The sequence below is a fragment of the Paenibacillus sp. SEL3 genome, from assembly GCF_054602585.1.
Genome location: NZ_CM137725.1, coordinates 2890324 through 2913686 on the forward strand (window position 1 = coordinate 2890324; position 23363 = coordinate 2913686).

General features: G+C 45.2%; 18 protein-coding genes. 4 read left to right on the top strand and 14 right to left on the bottom strand.

What is annotated here, in order from left to right; all coding sequences use genetic code 11:
• Positions 1-109: 109 nt before the first annotated feature.
• The 3 genes from ACYCS5_RS13415 to ACYCS5_RS13425 all read right to left on the bottom strand — a co-directional run bounded on the left by ACYCS5_RS13415 (position 110) and on the right by ACYCS5_RS13425 (position 4203).
• The gene (locus tag ACYCS5_RS13415) at positions 110-397 is read right to left on the bottom strand and encodes a hypothetical protein (RefSeq protein WP_029518700.1); all 288 of its coding nucleotides are present in this window, start codon (positions 395-397) and stop codon (positions 110-112) included.
• 242 nt (positions 398-639) lie between these two features.
• A complete protein-coding gene (locus ACYCS5_RS13420) occupies positions 640-2934 on the bottom strand; it encodes a glycoside hydrolase family 2 protein (protein WP_459761193.1) in 2295 nt (764 codons plus the stop codon).
• Between the two features lie 204 nt (positions 2935-3138).
• Positions 3139-4203: a LacI family DNA-binding transcriptional regulator gene (locus tag ACYCS5_RS13425; RefSeq protein ID WP_459761194.1), complete on the bottom strand. Its 1065-nt coding sequence runs from the start codon at positions 4201-4203 to the stop codon at positions 3139-3141.
• 144 nt (positions 4204-4347) lie between these two features.
• Here ACYCS5_RS13425 and pepT point away from each other — a divergent pair, with 144 nt between their 5' ends.
• Together pepT and ACYCS5_RS13435 are read left to right on the top strand one after the other, a co-directional pair.
• Complete coding sequence (gene pepT / locus ACYCS5_RS13430; protein ID WP_209947651.1) at positions 4348-5583, top strand: peptidase T; 1236 nt, start codon at positions 4348-4350, stop codon at positions 5581-5583.
• A 198-nt stretch (positions 5584-5781) separates the two neighbouring features.
• The gene (locus ACYCS5_RS13435) at positions 5782-6618 is read left to right on the top strand and encodes a methyl-accepting chemotaxis protein (protein ID WP_069011007.1); all 837 of its coding nucleotides are present in this window, start codon (positions 5782-5784) and stop codon (positions 6616-6618) included.
• 193 nt (positions 6619-6811) lie between these two features.
• On the opposite strand, the gene ACYCS5_RS13440 is transcribed toward ACYCS5_RS13435, so the two are convergent.
• Positions 6812-7687, bottom strand: coding sequence for a DNA-binding protein (locus ACYCS5_RS13440; protein WP_165145785.1), 876 nt, complete (start codon positions 7685-7687; stop codon positions 6812-6814).
• A 558-nt stretch (positions 7688-8245) separates the two neighbouring features.
• Here ACYCS5_RS13440 and hxlA point away from each other — a divergent pair.
• Together hxlA and hxlB are read left to right on the top strand one after the other, a co-directional pair.
• On the top strand, positions 8246-8881 hold the full coding sequence (hxlA, locus tag ACYCS5_RS13445; RefSeq protein WP_340933625.1) for a 3-hexulose-6-phosphate synthase: 636 nt from the start codon (positions 8246-8248) through the stop codon (positions 8879-8881).
• A gap of 5 nt (positions 8882-8886) precedes the next feature.
• Positions 8887-9444: a 6-phospho-3-hexuloisomerase gene (hxlB, locus tag ACYCS5_RS13450; RefSeq protein WP_341040269.1), complete on the top strand. Its 558-nt coding sequence runs from the start codon at positions 8887-8889 to the stop codon at positions 9442-9444.
• Positions 9445-9623: 179 nt separating this feature from the next.
• Here the strand turns inward: hxlB and ACYCS5_RS13455 are convergent, their stop codons facing one another.
• From ACYCS5_RS13455 to ACYCS5_RS13500, 10 genes are all read right to left on the bottom strand, one after another.
• Positions 9624-11756, bottom strand: coding sequence for an endo-1,4-beta-xylanase (locus tag ACYCS5_RS13455; RefSeq protein ID WP_459761195.1), 2133 nt, complete (start codon positions 11754-11756; stop codon positions 9624-9626).
• Positions 11757-11818: 62 nt separating this feature from the next.
• Positions 11819-12742: a carbohydrate ABC transporter permease gene (locus ACYCS5_RS13460; RefSeq protein ID WP_029518710.1), complete on the bottom strand. Its 924-nt coding sequence runs from the start codon at positions 12740-12742 to the stop codon at positions 11819-11821.
• A gap of 567 nt (positions 12743-13309) precedes the next feature.
• The gene (locus ACYCS5_RS13465; protein ID WP_029518711.1) at positions 13310-14290 is read right to left on the bottom strand and encodes an ABC transporter permease; all 981 of its coding nucleotides are present in this window, start codon (positions 14288-14290) and stop codon (positions 13310-13312) included.
• 14 nt (positions 14291-14304) lie between these two features.
• Complete coding sequence (locus tag ACYCS5_RS13470) at positions 14305-15972, bottom strand: ABC transporter substrate-binding protein (protein ID WP_029518712.1); 1668 nt, start codon at positions 15970-15972, stop codon at positions 14305-14307.
• Positions 15973-16202: 230 nt separating this feature from the next.
• Positions 16203-16868 (bottom strand): ABC transporter ATP-binding protein, encoded by a 666-nt coding sequence (locus tag ACYCS5_RS13475; protein WP_459761196.1) that lies wholly within the window; start codon positions 16866-16868, stop codon positions 16203-16205.
• A gap of 9 nt (positions 16869-16877) precedes the next feature.
• A complete protein-coding gene (locus tag ACYCS5_RS13480) occupies positions 16878-18167 on the bottom strand; it encodes an ABC transporter permease (protein ID WP_459761197.1) in 1290 nt (429 codons plus the stop codon).
• Positions 18164-19204, bottom strand: coding sequence for an ABC transporter permease (locus tag ACYCS5_RS13485; protein ID WP_459761198.1), 1041 nt, complete (start codon positions 19202-19204; stop codon positions 18164-18166). The genes ACYCS5_RS13480 and ACYCS5_RS13485 overlap by 4 nt, the downstream gene beginning before the upstream one ends.
• A 71-nt stretch (positions 19205-19275) precedes the next feature.
• Complete coding sequence (locus ACYCS5_RS13490) at positions 19276-19683, bottom strand: hypothetical protein (protein WP_342427468.1); 408 nt, start codon at positions 19681-19683, stop codon at positions 19276-19278.
• Between the two features lie 210 nt (positions 19684-19893).
• Positions 19894-21657, bottom strand: a complete 1764-nt coding sequence (locus tag ACYCS5_RS13495) for a sensor histidine kinase (protein ID WP_029518713.1) — start codon at positions 21655-21657, stop codon at positions 19894-19896.
• A complete protein-coding gene (locus ACYCS5_RS13500; protein ID WP_459761199.1) occupies positions 21654-23285 on the bottom strand; it encodes a response regulator in 1632 nt (543 codons plus the stop codon). The genes ACYCS5_RS13495 and ACYCS5_RS13500 overlap by 4 nt, the downstream gene beginning before the upstream one ends.
• Positions 23286-23363: the final 78 nt, after the last annotated feature.

Consider the following 23363-nt stretch of genomic DNA (forward strand, 5'->3'; position numbering starts at 1 on the left):
TATGTATATATCGGCACAATATGAAAAAAGTTTCAGAAAATTTCAAACAAAAAAAGCTCTAACCTTGCCTTTCGGCAAAGCTAGAGTTAGAGAGTCAGGTCGTTACAAGTTAGAAATCAGATGTAGCAATTTGGATTGTACCTGTTACTGCTCCAACTGGAGTCGCCTGAAGAGCAGCTACCAGCAGCAAAGCAACTTCTAACGTTAGACTGTTGCCCGCCGGGATAACATAAGTGATCACAGGAGCATTGACACGGGTAACCACAAGATCAACCGGATTGGCACCCGTATTATTCACGGTAATTGTAGCATTATTACCGCCTCTCAGGTTTTCAAAAAAGGACTTACCCACACCAGCAGCAAGATTGTAGAATTGCGAAGGTAAAAGAATCGCCATAGTTTTCACCTCCCTTGCTTTTGATAGTGTATTCTATGCTTCCAATCTATGAACGTAACGTTAAGTGACTCAGTAATAAGACACAATTTAAAAGACTCATAGATTAACGTACCCTATATATGTAAAAAGGAGTTGCCCTCTCAGATCCTTTACAGAATCTGCGGACAACTCCTTTTTTAAATAATGGAAGGCTCAAACGTTATAAAAAGTGGCTAGTAGGATTGTATGTTGCCTTTGCTTCATTATTGCACGTGAATGCTCAATTCCTGCGGACCGAAACGGGAAGGCGCAGAGACCTTCACACGAATTTGTCCAGCCTCCCCCTTCGACCGAATCCAGAATGCAATACGTCCTCCAATCAGAGATAAGCTCGAAGGACCGATCAATTCACCCACTCCCTCGACCTCCACCGAAACGGGATCTGCATAGAACGGCAATACATTGCCGTATTCGTCCAGAGCATCGACTACCACTCGAGTGACATCCCAATCGCCGGCTTCCAGCACTGTATCGTCTGCAGCTACGCGCAGCTCTGTCGGCACCGGATTACGTGAATAGTATCTACGTATTACTTCTTGCCCATTTACGTACCCAATGAATACAGCGTCTTCCCACTTCATGCCCCAGTGGCCTGTCAACTCGTCGATCACGACAGGGGGGTGAGGAAGCGCTGGGTACTTCTCTCGGTTCGGACGATAAACACTTTTGCGCTCATGACCGTAGATGAACTCCACCTCATCGCAATTGGTGAACACGACCAGCGGCACGATGCCTCCGATATTCCGCTCGCCACGCGACCAGTAAGTGACCGGCTCCATAACGACTTCCTGTTCGACGTTCTTCTGGCTCCGGTACACGCTCGCTGCAAATTTAGGCAGGCGGAACATATCCATGACACCGTGGTAGCAGATTTTATCACCGGAACCAAAATCAGCATGCGTGTTATAGTCAAAAGCACACCAGCCAATCGCTCCGGCAATGCCCTCATCGGCATAGGAAGCATTTTGGACCCGCGTATGGCGCAGTGCATGCTCCATTACCCGTTCCTCCTGGTCAAAACGCTTGGTCGGGTACATATGCCCGTTATATTCCGTTACCAGATAAGGGACCGGATGATCCAGCTTTGTAACGAGAGAAGGCTGGCGCAAGCCTGTCGTTTCGCCATCTACGCCTTCTGTATCGTCATACGTATCAAAATTGCGGATTTCCTTCGCCAAATATTTTTTGTGCCCACCATCATGAACAAAATCATTTATCGTATATACGTCTTCCAGCAGCTCACTGCCTACAATATAACGCACACCACCCGTAGCACGGGTCGGATCTAGCTTTCGTGCCAGCTCATTGGTACGCGTGTACAGATCATGATCATCCTGCGACTCATTAATTCGTACGCCCCAGATGACGATGGAGGGATGATTACGATCACGGATAATCATGTCCTCGACGTCCCTCACCGCCTGGTCCTTCCACGCTTTACCGCCAATATGCTGCCAACCCGGAATCTCTTCGAAAACGAGCAATCCGATCTCATCACAGCGGTCTAGAAAATGACGGGACTGAGGGTAGTGGGATGTCCGTACCATATTCAGCCCCAGCTCCTCCTTGAGCACATCTGCATCACGACGCTGCGCTCTTTTGGGCATAGCATAGCCAACGTACGGATAGGATTGGTGACGGTTCAAGCCAAGCAGCTTGATCTTCCGCCCGTTCAAGTAAAAACCGTCCGGCTGAAATTTGGCCTCGCGGAAGCCAAAGCGCACGGTCACCTGATCCAACGCTTCTCCGCCTCGTAGCAGCGTCAGCTTCACTTCATACAGCTTGGGATCATCTATATCCCAAAGCTGCAGGCCGTTCAATTCGCCTAGTTCCAGCGTCACTTCCGCCGCCGTCACCACTGCCAGCTCGGTCTCCGCCTTCACGCTCGCTCTGTCCAGCAGTTGCAGCGCGACCGTCAAGTCGTCCTGCTGATCGCTGGCGCCCTCCAGCTCCACGACGACGCGTACCGTCTTACTTGCTGCAAGCGGCTCCGGCGTTTGGACGAATACCGTTCCGAGGTGTACAGGCTCCACTATTCGCAGCTGCACTTCGCGGTAAATACCGCCGTAGGTCAGATAGTCGATGACTGCCCCAAAGGGAGGGATGTCGTCCCGTTCCGTGGAATCGACGATGACCGTGAGCACATTGGAGCCGCCATACTCGGCAACTTCGGTCAATTCAACGCTGAACGGTGTATATCCACCTTTATGCTCACCCGCTTTTACCCCGTTTAGATATACCTGGGCATAGGTCATAACTCCTTCAAAATCAACATACACTCGCTTACCTTTGGCATCTGCCGGAATGTCCAGCTCTCTTTTATACGTAGAAATAAACTGAAATGCCTTGTCGTCAAAATAATTGTACGGCAGTTCTACATTCGTGTGCGGCAGCTGAACTGGCTCATACCGACTCGCATCAATGCCTGCGCTTACTTCGCTCTCGACATATTCAGGAAGGTAAAACCATTGGTCATTCAACGGCAAAATGGTACGCATGGGCAGTCACCTCAACCTTTTATTTTCCACTCTTATACCATAGTAAAATATATATTTGAGTAAAAATAATGAGTAAAACTTAGTAAAATAAATATATGTTAAATGTAAGCATTTACAAGACAATTGTCAATCCATTTTTGTATCTTTTTACAATCAAAAAAACAGCCCCGGAAGGCAGGGCTGTCCAAATCCATAACGTTGATTTTATTGGGCATCGGTATGTAGCGGCGCACTGCTGTTGCGAATCATTAGCTCGGTCGGAATGATGACCTTGCGCCCTACCTCGTTGGGACCGTTGCGTACCGTATGCAGCAAGAACTGAACACCCGTTTCTCCCATCAGTTCGGTATGTGTTTTGACCGTTGACAGAGATGGGGTCAAATATTCCGCTGTCGGAATATCATTGAAGCCAACAATGGAGATCCGTTCCGGCACCGCAAGGTGATGCCGCTCCAGTGCCTTTAACACCCCAATAGCCACCGAATCGCTCGCAACAAAGAAAGCTGTAGGCAGGTTTTCGGGTCCTGCCAAAATAGCCGCTTCCATCGCACGGAAGCCGTCTGCCGCCGTTCCGCCGCACACATGAATATCATCCGACGTGCACAGCCTGTGTTGTTTCTGATACCGCAAAAACGTCTCATAGCGAGCATCTAGATCCGCTCGTTCGAAATCATGGGACTGCTCATCCTTGCCCATACCTACATATCCGATGTGACGATGGCCTGCGCCCATCAAATAATCCAGTGCATCAGCCGCAGCGTGAGCAAGGTCAATGACCACATAGTCTGCCCCTGTGCGCTCTACCGAATGATCCAGAAAAACGCAAGGAATGGGCAGTTCCAGCATACGTTCTACCTCTTCGCTGCTAAAATGCCCCAGCACGATCAGCCCATGCAGCCCTTCGGATGACGCCTTCAGCGCAGTCAGGTCCTCTCTTCTGAAAATACGCTCCAGCTGTGCCCCGCTTTGGCGGCACTCTTTTTCCACGCCAAACCGGATAGACAGATAATAAGGGTCTTCCAGTTCCTCGTACGTACTAAACCAGTGCACCATGCCCAACCGAATGGGTCCATCTGCCTTCTTGCGGGGCTGACGACCAATACCGCCATTTTTACGTTTAACAGTCGTATACTTCATACGCTCGGCAACCTCAAAAATTTTACGCCGCGTTTCCTCTGATACAGACAGTGTTTCATCATAATTCAGCACTCGGGAGACCGTGGATATCGAAACCTCTGCCTCCTGGGCGATATCTTTTAACGTAGGCATTGCAGACTCCTTTAATCGTTTTACTCTATTTTTACTTTTATTTTACTATTATCCCTAAAAGGTTCAACCATTTTTTTCATATTATAAGCCTAATCATGATAAAATACGTACCATAATAGAAATGACACCAAGGAGGATACACACATGAAACAGGAACTGATTGACCGCCTGACTACCTATGTTCAGGTAGATACCCAATCTGATGAAAGCAGTCACACTTGCCCCACTACACCCGGACAGCTCACATTGGGCAACCTCTTGGTGGGCGAATTGAAAGCCATTGGTATGACAGACGTAACTATTGATGATCATGGTTATGTGATGGCGACCCTTCCTTCCAATACGGATAAAGAGGTTCCCGTCATCGGTTTTCTCGCTCACCTCGATACGGCTACCGAGCTGACTGGTGCAGGGGTAAAGCCGCAATTGACGGAAAACTATGATGGGGGCGATATCACGCTGAATGCTTCGCTTGGTGTGGTTCTTTCTCCACGTGAGTTTCCCGAACTGACTCAATATAAAGGCCACACCCTGATCACAACAGATGGTACCACCCTGCTCGGTGCAGACAACAAAGCCGGGATCGCAGAAATCATGACAGCTATCCACTACCTGATTGACCATCCAGAAATTCAACATGGCAAAATTCGCGTTGCTTTTACACCGGACGAAGAGATTGGGAGAGGACCGGAACGCTTTGATGTAGCCGCTTTTGGCGCTGAATATGCCTATACGGTAGACGGCGGACCGCTCGGAGAACTGGAGTATGAGAGCTTTAACGCCGCAGCCGCCCATATTACCATTCACGGTGTGAATGTGCATCCTGGTACGGCTAAAAACAAAATGATTCACGCTGCCAAAATCGCTATGGAGCTGCACAGTCGGTTACCTGCAAACGAAGCCCCGGAATATACAGACGGATATGATGGCTTCTATCATCTCTTGGATTCTACAGGCACCGCAGAACAAGCTAAACTGTACTATATTATCCGTGATTTTGACCGCGAGAGCTTTGAAAACCGGAAAGCTTATTTAACAAATGTAGTCAAAGAGCTGCAGGCCGCATATGGAGAAAACCGTATTGCGCTGGAGCTGAGAGATCAATATTACAACATGAAAGAGAAAATAGAGCCAGTCAAGCATATCGTCGATGTCGCTTATGAAGCAATGACAAAGCTGAATATCGAACCCATTATCAAGCCGATCCGTGGCGGTACAGACGGTTCACAGCTATCCTACATGGGACTGCCTACACCGAATATTTTTACAGGTGGGGAGAACTACCACGGTAAGTTTGAATATGTGTCGGTGGACAACATGGTGCTCGCTACCAAGGTTATTGTGGAAATCGCACAACTGTTCGAGCAACGCGGCAAGTGAACTACCTATACGCAGCACTGACACGTTCAGATTAAATAGAAGGCATATCGTTTCGTAATGGAAATGGTATGCCTTTTTTTCTGATGCTTTCACTTCCTTAAAGATTCAATATCTTTATAACTTTTATCCATCTTTAGACCGACAACTATATACGAGACTATAAAAAATATACCTAGTAAAGAAAGGTAGGTTATCTATATGAATACAATAGATGCATTAATTGCAGCCATTCCCTACATACAACAGATCATGCGTGAGAAAGTGACCCTTGCTCTCTTCGACCGAACTCATGTCCTTATGTATACCCAATCGGAGGGTATGGACCTCGGCTTTGAAACAGGCTCGGAGCTACTCGAGGACTATAAGAATTTTGCCATGCTTAAAAATGGACGTGAGACCAGCCTGACCCACATTCCTGCTGAAATTCTAGGGTTTCCTCTGGATATGATCAGTATTCCTGTATTGGACGAGAAAGGTGAAGTCATTGCAGCATTTGCGGCCTCTTATAATTTGACTAACAAAAATCAACTGGATCAATTCGTATCCGAGAACCGCTCCATCACCGAGCAGCTCATTGATATGGTACAGCATGTAGCAGCTCATTCCGAGGAACTTCAGGCAACCAGTGAACAAATTTTGAAAAACACCCAAATCGCTGTGCAAAACTCGGGTAAAATCAATCAGGTAGCTGTGTTCATCAAGGAAATTTCCGATCAAACCAACCTGCTTGGATTGAATGCAGCGATTGAGGCCGCGCGTGTCGGAGAAGCAGGAGCAGGCTTTGGTGTCGTCGCTCAAGAGGTGCGCAAGCTATCCGTAGAATCCAAAAAGGCGACGGTCGATATTGAAGGGGCCCTTAAGGATGTACAGAACTCCATTCATCAAATGGAGCAGGAAATTGAGCAAATTGTTTCTTCTTCTCAAGAGCAGGCGACTCTGGTAGGCTCTTTCACTGAAGTGATGGACCGTATGCAAAAGGCGAGTGAAACGATGCAACATCTGGCCAATAGCCTGACTTCGTATGTCGTAAAATAAATTTTGGCATAAAAAAGGGAGCACACGGATCGCAAAATGCGTAAAAGTGTGCTCCCTTTATGTACAAAAGGCCTATCGGGCTTAAGGATCTAAATCTGAAACTCAAGCAGGATAAGAAAAAGAAAAAACACCATGATTTGAAGGAATCACAGGGTCTAACCCTTCCCAAATATTTCCCACCGGAAGAGCAATACTAAGAGACGCCAAGGCCATAGTTACCGAGATTAATGCCTTTTTCAGCATGAAGCCCCCTTAATAAAATGGTTTGGTATTGCTCTTGCTGTGATGGTGTTGCCCAATCTCGATAAGTCTCAAACAGAGCAACCAATGTCCTGAAATTGGCATCCACTTCTACATTGGCAGAGAATTGCAGAGAATCAAGAACATAATTTAAGGCAACGGAGTACTGCTTCTTCTTGAAATGGTAAATGGCCAATTGGTTGACCAGTTTTAGATAATATACGCGGTTTGCTCTATCTTCATAACCTTCAAATATTTTAATATCATCAGCAAAATCGTTCAGCAGGTCGTCTATATTCCAATTATTCAAGTTAGCCGCTTCCGCAATACCAACCAATCCTGGAAGTAACTCCTCTTCATTGTCATGAAGAAATTGAACGTACTCAGGCAAAAGTTCCCTTCTCCCCGAAAGTAACTCAATCGTAAATAAATTGGCCTTGGCGAGGAAACGGAATCTCTCTACTTCTTCGTGACCGCTCTGATCCAGCCCCATAAACCAGCCCATTTCGCTATACTTCATAATATAGTTTCTAGCTTCCTCATACTTGCCCATATTCTGATAGTAAATAGACTTCGCCAGATAACTGTAAGCATAATAAAACACTAGCGGGTGTTTGGTGTCCAATGTCTCATACTTGCCGTCTGCAGCATTTCTCAGTTGGGTGTGATACAGGTTTTCAGCCAACGTATGCAGAAAGTCTGCTACTCTGTTCGCTTCATCCCAATCATTATGTGTGTAGCTGAGTCTAAACAACTCACAAGCTTTATCGAGTTCGTGACTGTCCGACAACAAATAAATGGCTTCCCTTTGGTTCAAGACCTCTTCCATTAGACCCCGCCTCCCTAGCCTGAAAATTGCGGTTACCCCTAGCCCAATGGCTATTTTTCAGGGCAGTTATGCTGCTAGCCTCCATTTTTGCATACCGTATATTGCAAATATAGTCAAAACCTAACTTGAAGTCAATTCAATCATCGCTATCTTCTTTTTTTTTGCAACCTTACATTGCTGTGTACGGTTATGGATTTTGCAAAATTCGATTCCAGTCGCTTCGAAGTGCAAGATATAGACGAACCAAACCATTTCGATCTATATCTTGTTCATTGGAAGTCGCTTATGGGATTTTTGTAAAATCCTCGGTTACGAATAGTTGACTCTCCTTATAGAAATAATACTAAAAAAGACAAAGTATAGGCTCTCTAGTGGATAGTTTTTATGGTGCTATAGTATCGTGGGGGTAACTACGTTACGAATTAGTGCGTACTTTTCAACGGGATACCGGGGCCTTACAATCAAACCTGTGCATGAAACCAAAGTATAGAGTGATACTCAACAGAGCATGTACCTGTTCATCAAATACAAATTCACTTAAGGAGTGAAGTTAATAACATGGAACTTCAATTGGCTTTAGACTTAGTAGATATCCCACAAGGGATTGCATTGGTAAAAGAAGTAGAGTCGTATATTGATATCGTAGAAATCGGTACGCCGATTGTCATCAATGAAGGACTTCATGCAGTAAGAGCAATGAAAGAAGCATTCCCGAATCTGAAAGTGCTGGCTGACCTGAAGGTTATGGATGCAGGGGGCTATGAAGTGCTAAAAGCTTCCGAGGCTGGTGCAGATATCGTTACGATTTTGGCTGTAGCTGAAGATGCAACAATCAAAGGTGCAGTAGAAGAAGCGAAAAAACAAGGCGGCAAAAAAATCCTGGTGGATATGATCGGTGTTAAAAACCTGGAGCAACGCGCGAAAGAAATTGACGCTCTGGGCGTTGACTACATCTGTGTGCATACAGGCTACGATCTACAAGCTGAAGGACAAAGCCCGTTCGAAGCACTGCAAACCGTCAAACAAGTCGTGAAAAACTCCAAAACTGCCGTGGCTGGCGGTATTAAGCTGAGCACATTGGCTGAAGTCGTGAAGGCTCAACCGGATCTGGTTATCGTCGGCGGTGGTATCACTGGCGAGGACGACAAAAAGGCTGTAGCTTCCCAAATGCAACAGCTCATCAAACAAGGTTAACCCCAATGGAAACCTCTCAATATTTATCTGAGGTACTCAACGAGCTACAATGGGTTCCACAGTTGATCAGCAATGCGGAATCGGAACAGCTGATCCACTCCATCAACGCTGCGAATAAGGTATTCGTGGCAGGTGCGGGCCGCTCAGGGTTCATGATTCGCTCGCTGGCGATGCGACTGATGCACATGGAAATTCAAGCTTACGTGGTGGGTGAAACCGTAACTCCCGGCTTGGGCGAGGGCGACCTGCTCATTATTGGTTCAGGCTCTGGCGAAACCAAAAGCCTGACCTCCATGGCAGAAAAAGCAAAGAAACTCGGGGCCTCTCTGGCGCTTCTAACCACGTCCCCCGAGTCTACCATCGGCAAACTGGCCAATATCATCGTCAAGCTGCCCGGTGCACCCAAGGATCCTTCCAACAAGGATTACCAGACGATTCAGCCTATGGGCTCATTGTTTGAGCAAACCCTGCTGTTGTACGGTGATGCACTGGTACTCAGAACGATGGAGCTGCGCAAGCTGACCTCCGAATCTATGTTTGGCCAACACGCTAACTTGGAATAAACCGCGATTCCCTTACGATAACAAAGCAGGCTGTCCTTCACATGTGAAATGTAAAGGACAGCCTGCTTTTATGCTTGTATAAGCGGACGTTCGATACAGCATACATGCCAATCCATACTTCCGTAAAACCGCCATTGCGTTCAGGTGAGATAACAAAGGCCGGCATGTATTCAAACCATTTATTCGTTATTCCCTGCTGGCAACGGCGGGACTTTGGACGAATCAGCAAGTGCCCAATAGGCATATTTGGCCTTTAACTGTTCGTCGAATAATAGCGGCTTATCCAGCCGGGCTATTGGAAACGTGCTGAGCCACGTATTTCCATCATCCGTACCCCAAATCGTCACATTGCTGATATGATCCTGCTGCCTTGAAAACATATCGAACAGCGCCCGATAGCGGTGAGCCTGCCGGATCAGCATAGATTCTGGAATCGTTTCATAGCGATCTGTGTCATTGGAATAAAGACCCATATCCAGCTCGGTAATCTGATTATCCAGACCAAGCGAAGCAAACTTTTCGATGGACTGCTCAATCTCGCTAATAGCGGGAAACTCTAGGCGGATATGCGATTGGTGGCCTACCCCGTCAATCGGTACACCTTTAGCGAGCAGATCACGTACCAAATTGTACAGAAAATCCCGTTTCTTCGGCTCATGTGTGTTGTAATCGTTAATGAATAGTCGTGCGTTCGGGCCCGCCGCTTCCCTCGTGACACGGAATGCTTTTTCAATATAATCCGTACCGGTAATCTGATACCACTTGCTGCGGCGCATGCCATCCGGCTGATCAGGATCAATGACCTCATTCACCACATCCCAATCGGTGATGACATTTTTATACCGGGCTGCAACAGTGCGAATATGCGTCTCCAGCCGATCCAGCAAAAGCTTTTTATTTTCAGCTGTCGGTGTCATCGGCTGCCCACTCTTATCCTTGAACATCCAATCCCCAGTTTGGTTATGCCACACCAAAGTATGGAAGCGAATTTCCAGTCCATGCTGTCTAGCAAACTGCACAATTTGGTCTGCTTCCTCCCAATGGAACTGTCCCTCGGACGGTTGTAAGGAGATCGGCTTCATCGCATTCCCTGCAACGACGCTGTTAAAATGCTTCTGTACCAACTCTCCGTAAGCCCCTTCGGTCTGGAAAGCTTCAATCGCCGTGCCAATGCTAAACTGTCCCCCATATAATCCATGCAAAGAAGGAATGTCCTTTTCAATAGCCAGTGGTGGTACAAGTGACAGCTCGAAATCATCCATATAAAAGGAAGACGTTCCTTCTGCCGTTTCCAAATACATAGAAACAGTGTCTGCATCATGCACGAGCGTATACGTACCAGATAAATGCATCCATCCCCCTGTCGTAGTAGCCGTGTCGCCTACAACAGTTTCATACGCACTATTCCCTTGGTGATCACGCTGCACGCTGAGCCTCACCTTGGCAGGCTGCTCACCCGGCGCCAGCTTCACCCAGGCACTGACCGTATATCGGCTGCCCTTTTGCATCGTAGTAGTTACATCCAGCTTCGGTCCGGCATATGTCTTTTGTCTGCCTGTTGTCAGCAGACTGTATGAGCCGCTTCGTGCATCGGCATCCGAAACCTGCACGGTCTCGGCTCCCATACGGGACACCCATCCTTGAGCCGTACCCTCTTCAAACCCGGATACGATACCATTAGTCGGCTCCGTTGGCGTCTTCGATACCTGTGTTATTTCTACCTCATCCACATAGTAGGCCTGCGCGGGATTCGAGCTTTCCACATACAGCTTCAATGCATCCATCCCCCCGGTAAAAGTATATTTCCCCTGAAGTTTAATCCACGATGTATCCGCCGTCTCCGTCTGCGCTACCGTCTTCCATGTCGTAGTCCCGCCTGTCGGCTGCTGCTCCACTGTAAGTTTAACCATGCTCGGAACCGCAGAATGACCATCTAGCTTCACATAGCCACTAATTTCATACTCTACATCCGGCTGCAATAGCGACTTCACATCCAGCTCCGCCCCGTTCCAAGCCGCTGTGCGGGCGGTTGCCTTCAGACTGTGCGTGCCGCCATATGCTGCTTCCGTGACGGATGCAATTTGGGCATAAGTTCCCCGGGGTTTCCAGCCGTCGCTGTTTCCTTGCTCAAATCCATACGTTCCAATGGTCTTATGGATATTACCCGCTGACAGCACCGTATCCGAAACGGGCGGGGAATGTTCTATAGACGGAGCTGCCTTTAGTACAGACGCCCCCCACCAACCGACAGGCGATAACAACAGCGCTCCAGCCAGTACCAGACAAAAAGGCTTAACCCAACATGACCGCAAAGCAATCCCTCCCGTACTCCGATTTTTTGGAATTGGTATTTGGCACCATTGGTTTTCATTTACTATCCTTTGACACCGCCCAAGGTCATACCCTTCACAAAGTATTTTTGCAAAAAGGGATAAACTAAAATAATAGGCACTGAAGCGACAATCGTCATCGTGGCCCGAATTGAGGTAGGCGTGACCGACTTCGCTAGATTTTCCGAACCAGCGAATTGGCTCGCATAGTCCTGAGTGTTAACAGACGTGTTGGAATTTTGCAGTATTTTCATCAACTCATATTGAAGAGTGCTCCATTGTTCATATGACGAATTGTACAAAAACACATCGAACCAGGAATTCCATTGCGCGACTGCTGTAAACAGCGACACCGTCGCTAGCACGGGAACACACAGCGGTAAAACGATGCGCATAAAAGTGGAAAACTCCCCAGCCCCGTCAATACGCGCCGACTCCAAAATCCCTTCCGGCAATCCCTCAATAAAGGAGCGAATAACAATCACATTAAACACCCCAATCAATCCCGGCACAACATACACCCAGAAAGTCCCCAGCATCCCAAGCTCACGAATCAGGAGAAAGTTCGGAATCAGTCCACCGCTAAAATACATCGTTAAAATAAAAGCAATCGAAACAAATTTACGCAGCACATATTCCGGCCGGCTGATCGTGTACGCCACCATCGCGCAGCAAAACACCGAAGTCACCGTGCCCGCAACCGTACGTAATACAGAAATCAGCGTAGCATGGAAAATCGTTGCTTCCTTGAACACAAATTCATAATTACTCCACGTGAATTCACGTGGCCACAAATAAATCCCGCCCCGTATCGAATCATTCGCTTCATTCAACGAAACCGCCAGCGTATTCAAGAACGGATACAGCGTGAACACCATCAGGCAGAGCATAAACAGAATATTGCACGCATCAAAAATCCGATCCGAGGGGGCCCGAAATCGCCCGTGTACGGCCTTTCCTTTACCCATGACTTCCGCTCCTTTCTAAAAAATAGCTTAAGCACCCAGGCATGTAATCCATACGATGGGTAGGATCATTGATATTGGAGCCGTTGTTGGTGCTGTGATATGAGTTGTAGTTTGTGTCAATTATTTTGTTAATGTCAGTTGTTATTAGAAAAGTTATTTTTCAAGCAGTTAATGAGGTCAGCGAAGCGGCCTGTTAAAAATCCACTGACCTGCACCCGTAGTATGGATGAGCTCGCACCTTCTGTTATCACCACCACTAGCAGTCCTAAAAACAAGCGAAAGCGAAGCTGAGCCAACCATCATGGCGCATTTACCCATGGAAGCGCGAGTCACGCGCCTTCCCTAAGCTCCCCCCTTGCCACTACCCTCAGTTCTCAAAAAAGTGACTTTACGGCGGGTAGCAGCGGAGCGGGCGGAATTGTTCTGAAGAAGCGGAGCGTTCGCCTTTATCCCCGGATTTTAACCTATGATCTTTATTCCAATAAGAAAATACGGGGATAACAGCGATCGGAAGAACAATCCGCACGCGAAGCGACAACGAGCCCTCCCCAGAAACTCACTCTTTTTTTAGAACAATCTCTCCTCCCCTAACCGCTTCGCAATATGATTGGCGCTAAACAGTAAGATGAAGCTGACCACCGTTTTGAACATCCCGGCAGCAATGGAAAGCGAGAAATTACCCATCTGGATACCATATTTCAGCACAAAAATATCCAGATTCTCCGAGTAATCCACGTTCATACCGTTGCCCAGTAAGTATTGCGGCTCAAAGCCGGATTCCAGCAGATTGCCGATGTTCATAATGAGCAGGATGATAAATACAGGCTTCAATCCGGGTAATGTCACATGCCAAATCCGCTGAAAACGCCCTGCTCCATCCATCTCAGCCGCTTCATACTGCGAGGGATCAATCATCGTCATCGCGGCCAAATAAATGATGGTATTCCAGCCGACATTTTTCCATACCTCCGATGCACCGAGAATGCCCCAGAAATAGCTTCCTTCGCCCAGCCACAGAATAGGCTCCTTAATCAATCCCAGCCACATCAGCACCTCATTGATGATGCCGCCATCCGCAGATAGCGCCGTACTAATGATGCTGGCCGCGACCACCCACGAAATAAAATGCGGTAGATAGCTGATCGTCTGTACCACCCGCTTAAATACGAGCTGACGAAGCTCATTCAGCAAAATTGCTAGTGTTATAGCGGTGACAAAGCCCAACACCAAATTAATAAAGCTCATCGCCAGCGTATTGCGCATGACCCGCAGAAAGTGTTCATCCTGAAACAGAAAATGGAAATGCTTTAATCCAACCCATTGCTGATCGAGCAACTTGCGGGCAGGCTTAAAATCCTGAAAGGCAATCGTCCAGCCCCAGATGGGCAAATACTTGAAGATGAACAGCCAGATTAAAAAAGGGACGGACATCCATACTAGTGCCCGTTGCTGATTCAGCTTGTGCATAAATCCCCTAAAGCCGGTTCGCCGCGAGGGCGGAAAATGATCCGGGGAGATCGTGACAGGTGGTGGTGACGAGTGGCCCATAGCTGCTTCCTCCTTTATTTTTTACCGGGATTTTCGATTTTTTTGGCAACCTCCTTCGTGATCAACTCCTCATACGCCTTTACATCCAGCTTGTTGAATTCAGTAGTGTATTCATTCCAAATCGCATCAAACTGTTCCGGTGCAGACAGCACCAAACGCGGGAAATATTTGCGCTGTAGGTCCCCCTTCTTTTGCTGAAAGAGCTGCGCAGTTGAGCCTTGAGCAATCGGAATACTCCAGGCCGGATACCATGGGCGCTCGTCAGGTGCGGAAAACATTTGCGAGAAGGACTCTACACCATAGACTTTTAGTAGCTTTTTATCTCCCTCGGTGTAGGACATACGCGCAACCTCAGGCTGCCGTCCGGGGCCAACCGAGTTACCGTCAGGCAGGGTAGAACCGCTACCGTATCGCGGCCAACTATATTCAAAATATTTGAACCCGAATGATTCGCGGAACGCGTCCTGACCAGTCTGCTTAATTTGCTCCTCAGTCCGGTAAAAGCGTCCTTTTTTATCTACATCATAGGTTTCCCCCTTGATTCCCCAGTTGGATAATATCTGGTTTTCGTCCGTCAGCAGGTTGTCAAAAAATTTGATGATACGTACCGGGTCCTTGGCACTGACCGTAATTCCTATGCCTCGGTTATTAACGAATGACGACGGATCAATGTACTGATCCTTTATATTCTGGTCGTATACAATAGGCAGCCCTATATACTCCATATCATCATTGCCCGATTGCTTGGCAGCCTCTTGCAGATTATTCAGGGCCTGCCCCGCCTGCCAGCGGTAGTCAAAAAAGCCCAGCACCTTACCCGAAGTCAGCTTCGCCAAATATTGATCGTAATTGTCCACAAAGGACGATTTATCAAATAGGCCCTCTACATTGAGCTGATTTAGCTCTTTCAGATACCGCTTTGTGATTTCCATATCTCCATAATCCGTGGCCCGGTGTGTCTTCATATCAATAATCGTGCCGCCATCATTCGGATAGCCTGCCAGATGCATCGGCGCGTTCGTAAGAGCATAAAACCTATCCTGCGTGGTTAACGCCAGGTACCCAGTCAAGCCCTCATCTGCATGTTTTTTCGCATAGTTACGAATCAGGGCTAAATACTCGTCAAGTGTTTTGATTTTTGGAAATCCCGCTTCTTTTAATACCCTGCGTTGCACCCAAAAGGCTCCTTGCTCCAAGTTAGGCGCAGGTAAATAATCGCCTACCACCGCACTGAGCGGAAGAAAATAAATGTTCCCATCCTCCGCCTTCATCAAGTTGTAGTACGGTCCATATACACGCTTAATATTCGGTCCGTATTTGTCGATCAAATCATTCAGGGGAATAAAAGCCCCGGCATCCAGCAGCTTATCGATCGTGCCATCCGGTACTATCACATCCGGGAAATCGTTACTGGCAATAAATGTACCGATCTTCGTATTGGAATCACCCACCAAATGCTCCAGCTTCCAGTTTACCCCCGTCTGATCCTCCAGGATCTTGCCGATCCGCGTTTCATTGGTATTAATGTCCCTGCCCGCAGTGGCATTAAAATACGTGAATGTGACCTTCTCCTTGCTATCTCCTGACGCTGGCTCCTTGCCCGAGCTCCCTGAGCAAGCAGTGATCATAGATGCCATCATAACCATTACCAGACCGATGATTCCGAACCTTTTGCTTGTCATGCCAGACCTTCCCCTTTCGCCCTCTTTTGTCGATTGTGTGTGAATATCGTGCGGACGTACCGCAAGCACTGGGAATCCCGCACACTCTAAATTGTAAGCACTTTCATTTTATAAAATGCCGTCCATTTCGTTCACCTGTCTATCTAAAGGTGTTACTTAGAAAACTATAGGTAAAGGTCCTTCAAAGCAAATGGACGCCAATCCAGCATCGGCGTCCATGAAAAAACAAATTAGTAATAACGTATTTTCCCTTCTTTGATATAAATCGTTTCATCACATGCATCTGCGACTTGCTGGTCATGCGTTACGACTACAATAGTTTTCCCCCGTATATTTAAATCCTTGAGAATACCCAAAATATTCTGTTCAGATTGTTCGTCAAGGGAACCTGTCGGTTCGTCAGCCAGTATAATTTCTGGTTCTTGAACAAGAGCTCTTGCTATCGCCACCCGCTGCATTTCACCACCAGACAACATATCAACAGAATGAAAACCTAATTTTTCTAACTCTAATGCTTCTAAAACATCTTCCACCATATGACTTATCTTTGCTTTAGGGTATTTACTATATTTTAGGGGTAAAGCCACATTATCGAACACATTTTTGGTATCAATCAGAGCATAATTTTGTAAAATAAATCCTATTTTTTCTCTTCTGAAATCTGCTAATTGATTTAGAGTTTTAGTTGTCAGATCTTCTTGCTCATACATGTAAGTTCCACTGTCCGGTTTGTCTAATCCAGCAATTATATTTAGCAAAGTGGATTTCCCCGAACCGCTCCTACCCATAATTGCTGTCATAGAGCCCCTTTTAATACTCAAATCTACACCCTTTAATACTTCCAAAACCCTCTCTCCCACCTTAAAAGCTTTGTGAAGATTATTTATTGTAATCATTAAAACCAATCACTCCATTCGTTTTAAAAACATACTAACCTGCAACTTCCTGATCTTGTAGTAAAGTAGAAGTGTAGACAACGCAAATATAATTAGCATGCTCAGCAATATCGTAATGAAGTAACTACCCATTCTAAAGTTAATAAAATAAGTATACAAAAATAGACTAATTAAACCTGGCACTATCACCAAAAATGCTATCTCTGCAATAAAATAGAAAAGTATTTTCATTATCGTTGCTCCAGAGATCAAGTGAATAGATAAGTTTTTCATATTTTTCTCTAATTTAGTTACCATTAAAATCGAAATGCTAAGAATACACACTACAAATATAGTTATAGCTATAACACTGAGTACCATGATGTTCTCGTGTAGCGCTGAAAAAATAAAATTTAATGGTGGGCTGTTTGCTCCAAGAACTTGGGTATCATAAAAACCAGTCTTTTTTTGGGCTTCTTCTACCTTGTTCCTTACAAAGTAATCGGTTTCCGAACTCCAAATGTCCCCATTAATCATTTGGAGATAGTGTTTCTGTTGAAAGTTAAAGTCTTCTTTAGTATCTGGGACACTTGTAAACTGTTGTGCGGGCATAATAATATACCGATCAAGATATATTTCTGGGTTATTAGCATTAAAAACAAGTGAATCCTTTTTAACAAACCCTTTTACATAAAACTCAAAATCTTTAAACAAATATTTTCCTTTTAAAATATCTCCTACTTTATATAGTTGCTTATATTCTGCTCCTAGTAGTACAGGAATGCTTGTATGACCCACATGATTAAAATCATGTGCGGTTAAGTTCTCCCCCTCATCTGTTTCAATGGAAAACTGATCTAGTCCTTGTTTATTAATTTGTAAAGCTTTTATAGAAACATAAGGACCTTTGTTATTGATAGTAAAGACATTCGGTTCAAATCCTTGTTCATAATCCTGTGAAAATTTCGCCTTGTCCGCTCCTTCAAAATGAATGAGGTCAACAGGCTGCGTAAAAATGTAGATATACTTCTCACCTATATGTTTCTCTACATAATTATAAAAATTTTTAATTTTGGTTAAGAACATCGGTTGATTCATAAGTTTTTTTAATTCATCACTATTCGTTAGAGTGTCTGATAACTGGAAACTGTCTTGTGCCCCTAAGGCTGCTGTTTTATTTGATTTCGTAACTAAATGATTAAAATTCAAAAATAAAACCGTAACTAAAAAAAACAAAATAGTAATTTGAAGGAGAATAAATATCGTTGTACTTTTGTTCTTTTGTACGCTTTCTAAAACTTCACTGTATACCATTCTCATTTACTTAAGTCCTTTCCTGATCTACCTATCCTTTTGACAGTAACGGATATGGAAAGATAAGAAGATAAGAGAATTAATACATAGCCTATAAGCAAATATTGTACATACAGTTCAATATTTTCTGTTGAAGCCCGAGCGATCAAAAATAAGAAAAGGCTTATTGTACACATAAGCAAATAAGACAGGGAGACGGCTACATAATATCGTTTGGAAAATTCCGCCATCACTTTCTCTGACTTAATTCCCATAATCCATAACCAATTTATTTCAGATTTCTTTTTATCGTACCAATTCATAGTAAATATAACACTGGAGCAAACCAACAACAGAAATACGGTAATTATGATCGTATTACGATATATATCTATGCCCACATATCTCTGTGCTCCAGCATCACCGCGGTCAAATACATTCACCTTAACGCTTAAGTTTTCAAAAATTAAATAGCCATTTTTGAGAACAGAGGACACTGCGGGAGAATTTAGTACATAGATATTATTTAGGTGAGTTTGTTGACCAAGGGCATCCAAGTTTAGTAGCACCGTAGTATCCAGAGTTGATGGATAGGCCGCCCCCATAGAACCTATGACTTCAAATTTTTTTCCTTGGAACAGATAATACCGTCTCCCGTCAAGAGACGTAAGTGCTGATTCAGCAATACGTTGTCCAATTACAGCATACTTATGATCACTATAAAAATCGTCCTCATTAAAAAATCTCCCTGCAACAATTGGTGGCTTATATGTATCCTCTTTATAATAAAGAGCTCGCACATTCACTTCCCCAGTTTCAAGCTCCTTGAATATGGTAAATGGGTACGTTGTTCGGAGCTTACGCCAGTCCCATTCGTGAGCAGTATTTTGATCTACCATAAAGAATAAACTATTTTCTTGGTAAAGACCTCTGGACAAGGAGTCTAATTCTTTTTGTTGTACCATGTAATAACTCACAGAGATCATAATCATACTCAATAAAAAATACAGTACGAATATTGGCATTAGTCCATTCCTATAAATTTCCTTAATCTTACTTTTCATTTCAAATACCTCTCGTAATAAAAGGTGAAATTGTTAAAGAAACTAACAATCTCACCTTCTTTAGTTTTTAATTATTCTTGGCTACCGCCGTAAAAAGTTCTCGCTACAAGAATAGCTTCACCATAGCCAGTGACAGCCCTGGTACGATCCCACCCCCATTGTCTGTCGCTATCAAGACGTACACTTCCTGCCCAAGTTAATTGTGCTCTGGAATAGTGATATTCACCCTCCCACTTTGTTATAGCAACTGCTCTTTCTAAATCTGAATTTCCTGGCTTAGCTTCCGTATAACCTTGGTGATCTGGAACACTTTTCGCAGCACGTAAGGAAAGCTCTTGATGAGAATTATTATTAGAAAAATTACCCTCCCCTTCAATCCAACCTCCTTCAATGGTGCTAGAAGCATAAGCAGAGGCGGAAATTGAACCAATAATAGCAACAACCGCTAGGGACTTAATTAACTTTTTAGTAAACTTCATACTCTTCCTCCAATAAAAAATTAGTTATATTTGAAAGCTGGCCAGCTATTCAAAACTTCATTAGTGTTAAGATATCCAGAGACTATTTCTTATTATTAATTATTTAGTATATATTCATATTTACCATATAATAGAAGGCAAGTATATAGCTAAAAATGAAATTTTTTGTCGAAAAATGATTTATTTAGGTTTTTTACACTTTTGAAGGTTCTATTCCCGATCCGCAGGAATCCTAATTCGAATCTCCGTACCCACGCCGGGGGCACTGCGTATGGCAAGCTCAAAGCGGCTCCCGTAGTAAAGTTTAAGACGATAGATGACATTTTGCAGACCTATACGCTCACCCATTTCTTCCTGCCTTTGCATGTAACCATATAAACGTTGTACCTGTTCCTCAGACATGCCCACCCCATCATCTCGAACCGTTAGAATCAGTTGTCCTTCCTCATGCTCAAAATGAATCTCAATGCGTCCCCCATGCTTTAGCGGCTCAATGCCGTGGATACTTGCATTTTCAACCAGTGTCAGCGCGACCATTTTGGGAAGCAGATTGTCCAAGTCTTCAGAGCGCGCCTGCACTTCGTACTGTATTCGCTCACCAAAGCGATATTGCTGGATTTCCAGAAAACAACGGATCAGCTCCAGCTCCTCCCGCAAAGTAACCCGATCCTTGTTCCACACCAGCGAATTGCGGAATATCCGTGCCATGTTATGAATAATGTGCGCTGTCTCATCCTCATGCTTCATCAAGCTCCTCATGCGAATCGTCTCCAGCGCATTGAACAGGAAATGGGGGTTGATCTGGCTGTGAAGTGCATTCAACTGGGCATGTCTGCGCTGAATTTCCAGATTTTTTCGTTGAATATCAGCCATATACACATCGTTAATCAGTCGCTTTATTTTCAGCGTCATCCGGTTAAACTCACCTGTTAATTGCCCGATTTCATCTCGCGACTCTGTACCGGGAATCAGCTCAAAATGCTGGTTTTTCACCTTTTTCATGTGCTTTAAAATACGATGAATCCTCACGTTCAGCGAACGTGTAATCCAGATAATAATTAATGTAGGTAACAGCATATTTACACAGGTTAACAAGAGCACAAAGTTGCGGGATTCCTGCATTTCATACAGCATTTCATCTCTGGATACCGCTGCCACAATGCTCCAGCCGTTCAGATTGCTCGTAAGCACATAATTCGTCTTGAACTCCATCGTGTCCTCGGGCAGCTTGAGGGTGCTATAGGCCACACTTTTGTGGTTTATAGCAACTTTGGGATCCGTTGTATATTCGATTTCCCCTCGTTCGTTCAGCAGAAAGAGACTTCCCTGCAAATTCAGGTTGTTGAAAATCTCACGAATGGACGACATTCGCAGTTCTATTTTCAGTATTTTTTCACGACCATTTTGGGAATAAAAGTAGTTCATCCGCCGAATCAGGCTGAAAGGGTGCAGCTGTTCGCCTGTACTGTCATCGGTACGTACAAATATAGGCTTGGACTGGCGTCCAGGCGGGATTTTGGTATACCAGGGCAAGCTTCTGACCCTCTCATCTATAAAACTGACTCCCCCGGAATCCAGCAGCGTTGAATTATCGGTGTAGATCGTAATTCCACCTACGGAATGGTATACAGGACTGTAATTATTGTTCAAGATACGACGTAAATAAGAGTCATAGGCAGCAATATAATCAGCAGGGTGGGGATATGTTTGTTCCAACACCTCATTGAGCTGATGATCGGTATAAAAGATAGACGAGATTTCCATCGCATCTTCAAATTCACGGTAAAATTCAATTTTAATCTGTTCCAGTGCACGCGAAATATCCTGAATACGCTGTTCTTTCACATTTTGTGAGGTAACATGGTAAAAAACTAGATTGGTCAACACTACAGGCGCGAAAACACACAGAAAATAAAGCAGCAGCATTTTATCCCGCAATCGCACATGATCAAGAGTCGTCCTCAGCATCTTCATTCGCCGGCCCTCTCTGGCTCGTCGCCAATACTCAAGCTGTTGCGGTATTCACTAGGCGTGGCGTGCGCCGTCTTTTCAAACTGGGTAACAAAATAGTCTGAACTGCCAAAGCCCACGCGCTCCGCAATTTCATAAATCCGCAGATCCGTCTGCCGCAACAAACGTTTTGCCTCCTGAACGCGCAATTTCAGCAAGAATTCGTTAAAGTACACACCATACGTTTTTCTGAACAATTGACCGAGGTACACCGGGTTCATGTAAAAGCGAGCCGCAATACTTTTCAGGCTTATATTCTCGGCTGCATGCTGCTCAATGTAAGCACGGATGTGCTGGATGCCTCCCTGCTGACAATCCTTGCGCAGAACCCCAATATACCTTCCACTTTCCTCTGCAAAAGCTGTAAACAATCGCTGTAGTTCACCCAGGGACAGGTTCATGTCCTGCCAGTTCATCATCGGTTCTAGTGACCGAAGTGAGCGCTCATCTCCCTGCATGTTTTGAATGACCCGAACGATACTAAGTACGCATTGATGCAAACTCATTTTCACAGCCTCAGGTGCATAACATTCCTCCCGAAAGCTGCTAAATAAATAATCCACGGCCACACGCAGCTCCTCCAACCGCAGTTCCTCGACTTGTTCCGTCATGCGATCCAGTACGTCCTGATGTATGGTCTTATAGTGGAGTGGTGGCATTCCCTCCTGTAGATATACAACAATACCGCTATGGTCATAAATGTATTTATGGAGCACTGCTTCCTTCGCACAGGCGTAGGACTGCTGGATATCCTGCAACCGATTCACAGGCTCTCCTGCATAAATGAAAACCCGACTTCCCAGCTGGTCTTTTAGTGACTTCATCCCCTCTATCTCCTGTTGTAGCGCTTTCATAAAGACTTCGACCTTGCCTTCAAAATAGTTCAAAAAGAAGTCCGGTACGATAAGACCGATCCGGTTGCGATGCTCATGGACATAGAGAGGGTACTTGCCATCCATTAAATGATGAAGTGCTTGCTCTATAAGCTCCCTGAATTGGAAAAGCGATAGCATAATATTATTGTCACCAGAGCGCCAGGGATGTTGGTCACTCAGCTCGACGAGTACATAGTACATAGAAGTGGCCTCCTCAAGCCGTAGTTGCTGCTCCCACTGTGTCACCACTACATCATCCACTGGGTTCATCATCACAGTCTCTAACAACCCACCTGCATGGTGATTCTGATATCGTTGCGCATTCTGTTGTTCACGATGCAGTCTCTCACTCAGCTTGCGCAATGTAGCCGAAAAGTCACCCTCATCAATCGGCTTAAGCATAAAATCATAAACCCCATAGCGGATTGCCTGCTGCGCATAAGCGAAATCACTATAGCCGCTTAAGATAATAAACGCGGGATGTTCTGTACTCTGTTCGAGCACAGATCGAATCAGCTCTAATCCGTCGAGCACAGGCATACGAATATCGGTAATGACCAGGTCCGGGTGAATACGGCTGATTAGCTCCAGCGCATCCTCACCGTTATCAGCTTCTCCTACGATTTCAAAACCACAGGCTTGCCAATCCATGAGTTGAAGCAGCCCTTTACGAGTAAAGGTTTCATCATCTACCACAATGGCTCGATGCAGCTTCATAACACGCTTCCTCCTTTTGATGTACGCCTATTTTATTATTTTAGTTAACTATTCCAACGATCTTAGTCACTATGATAA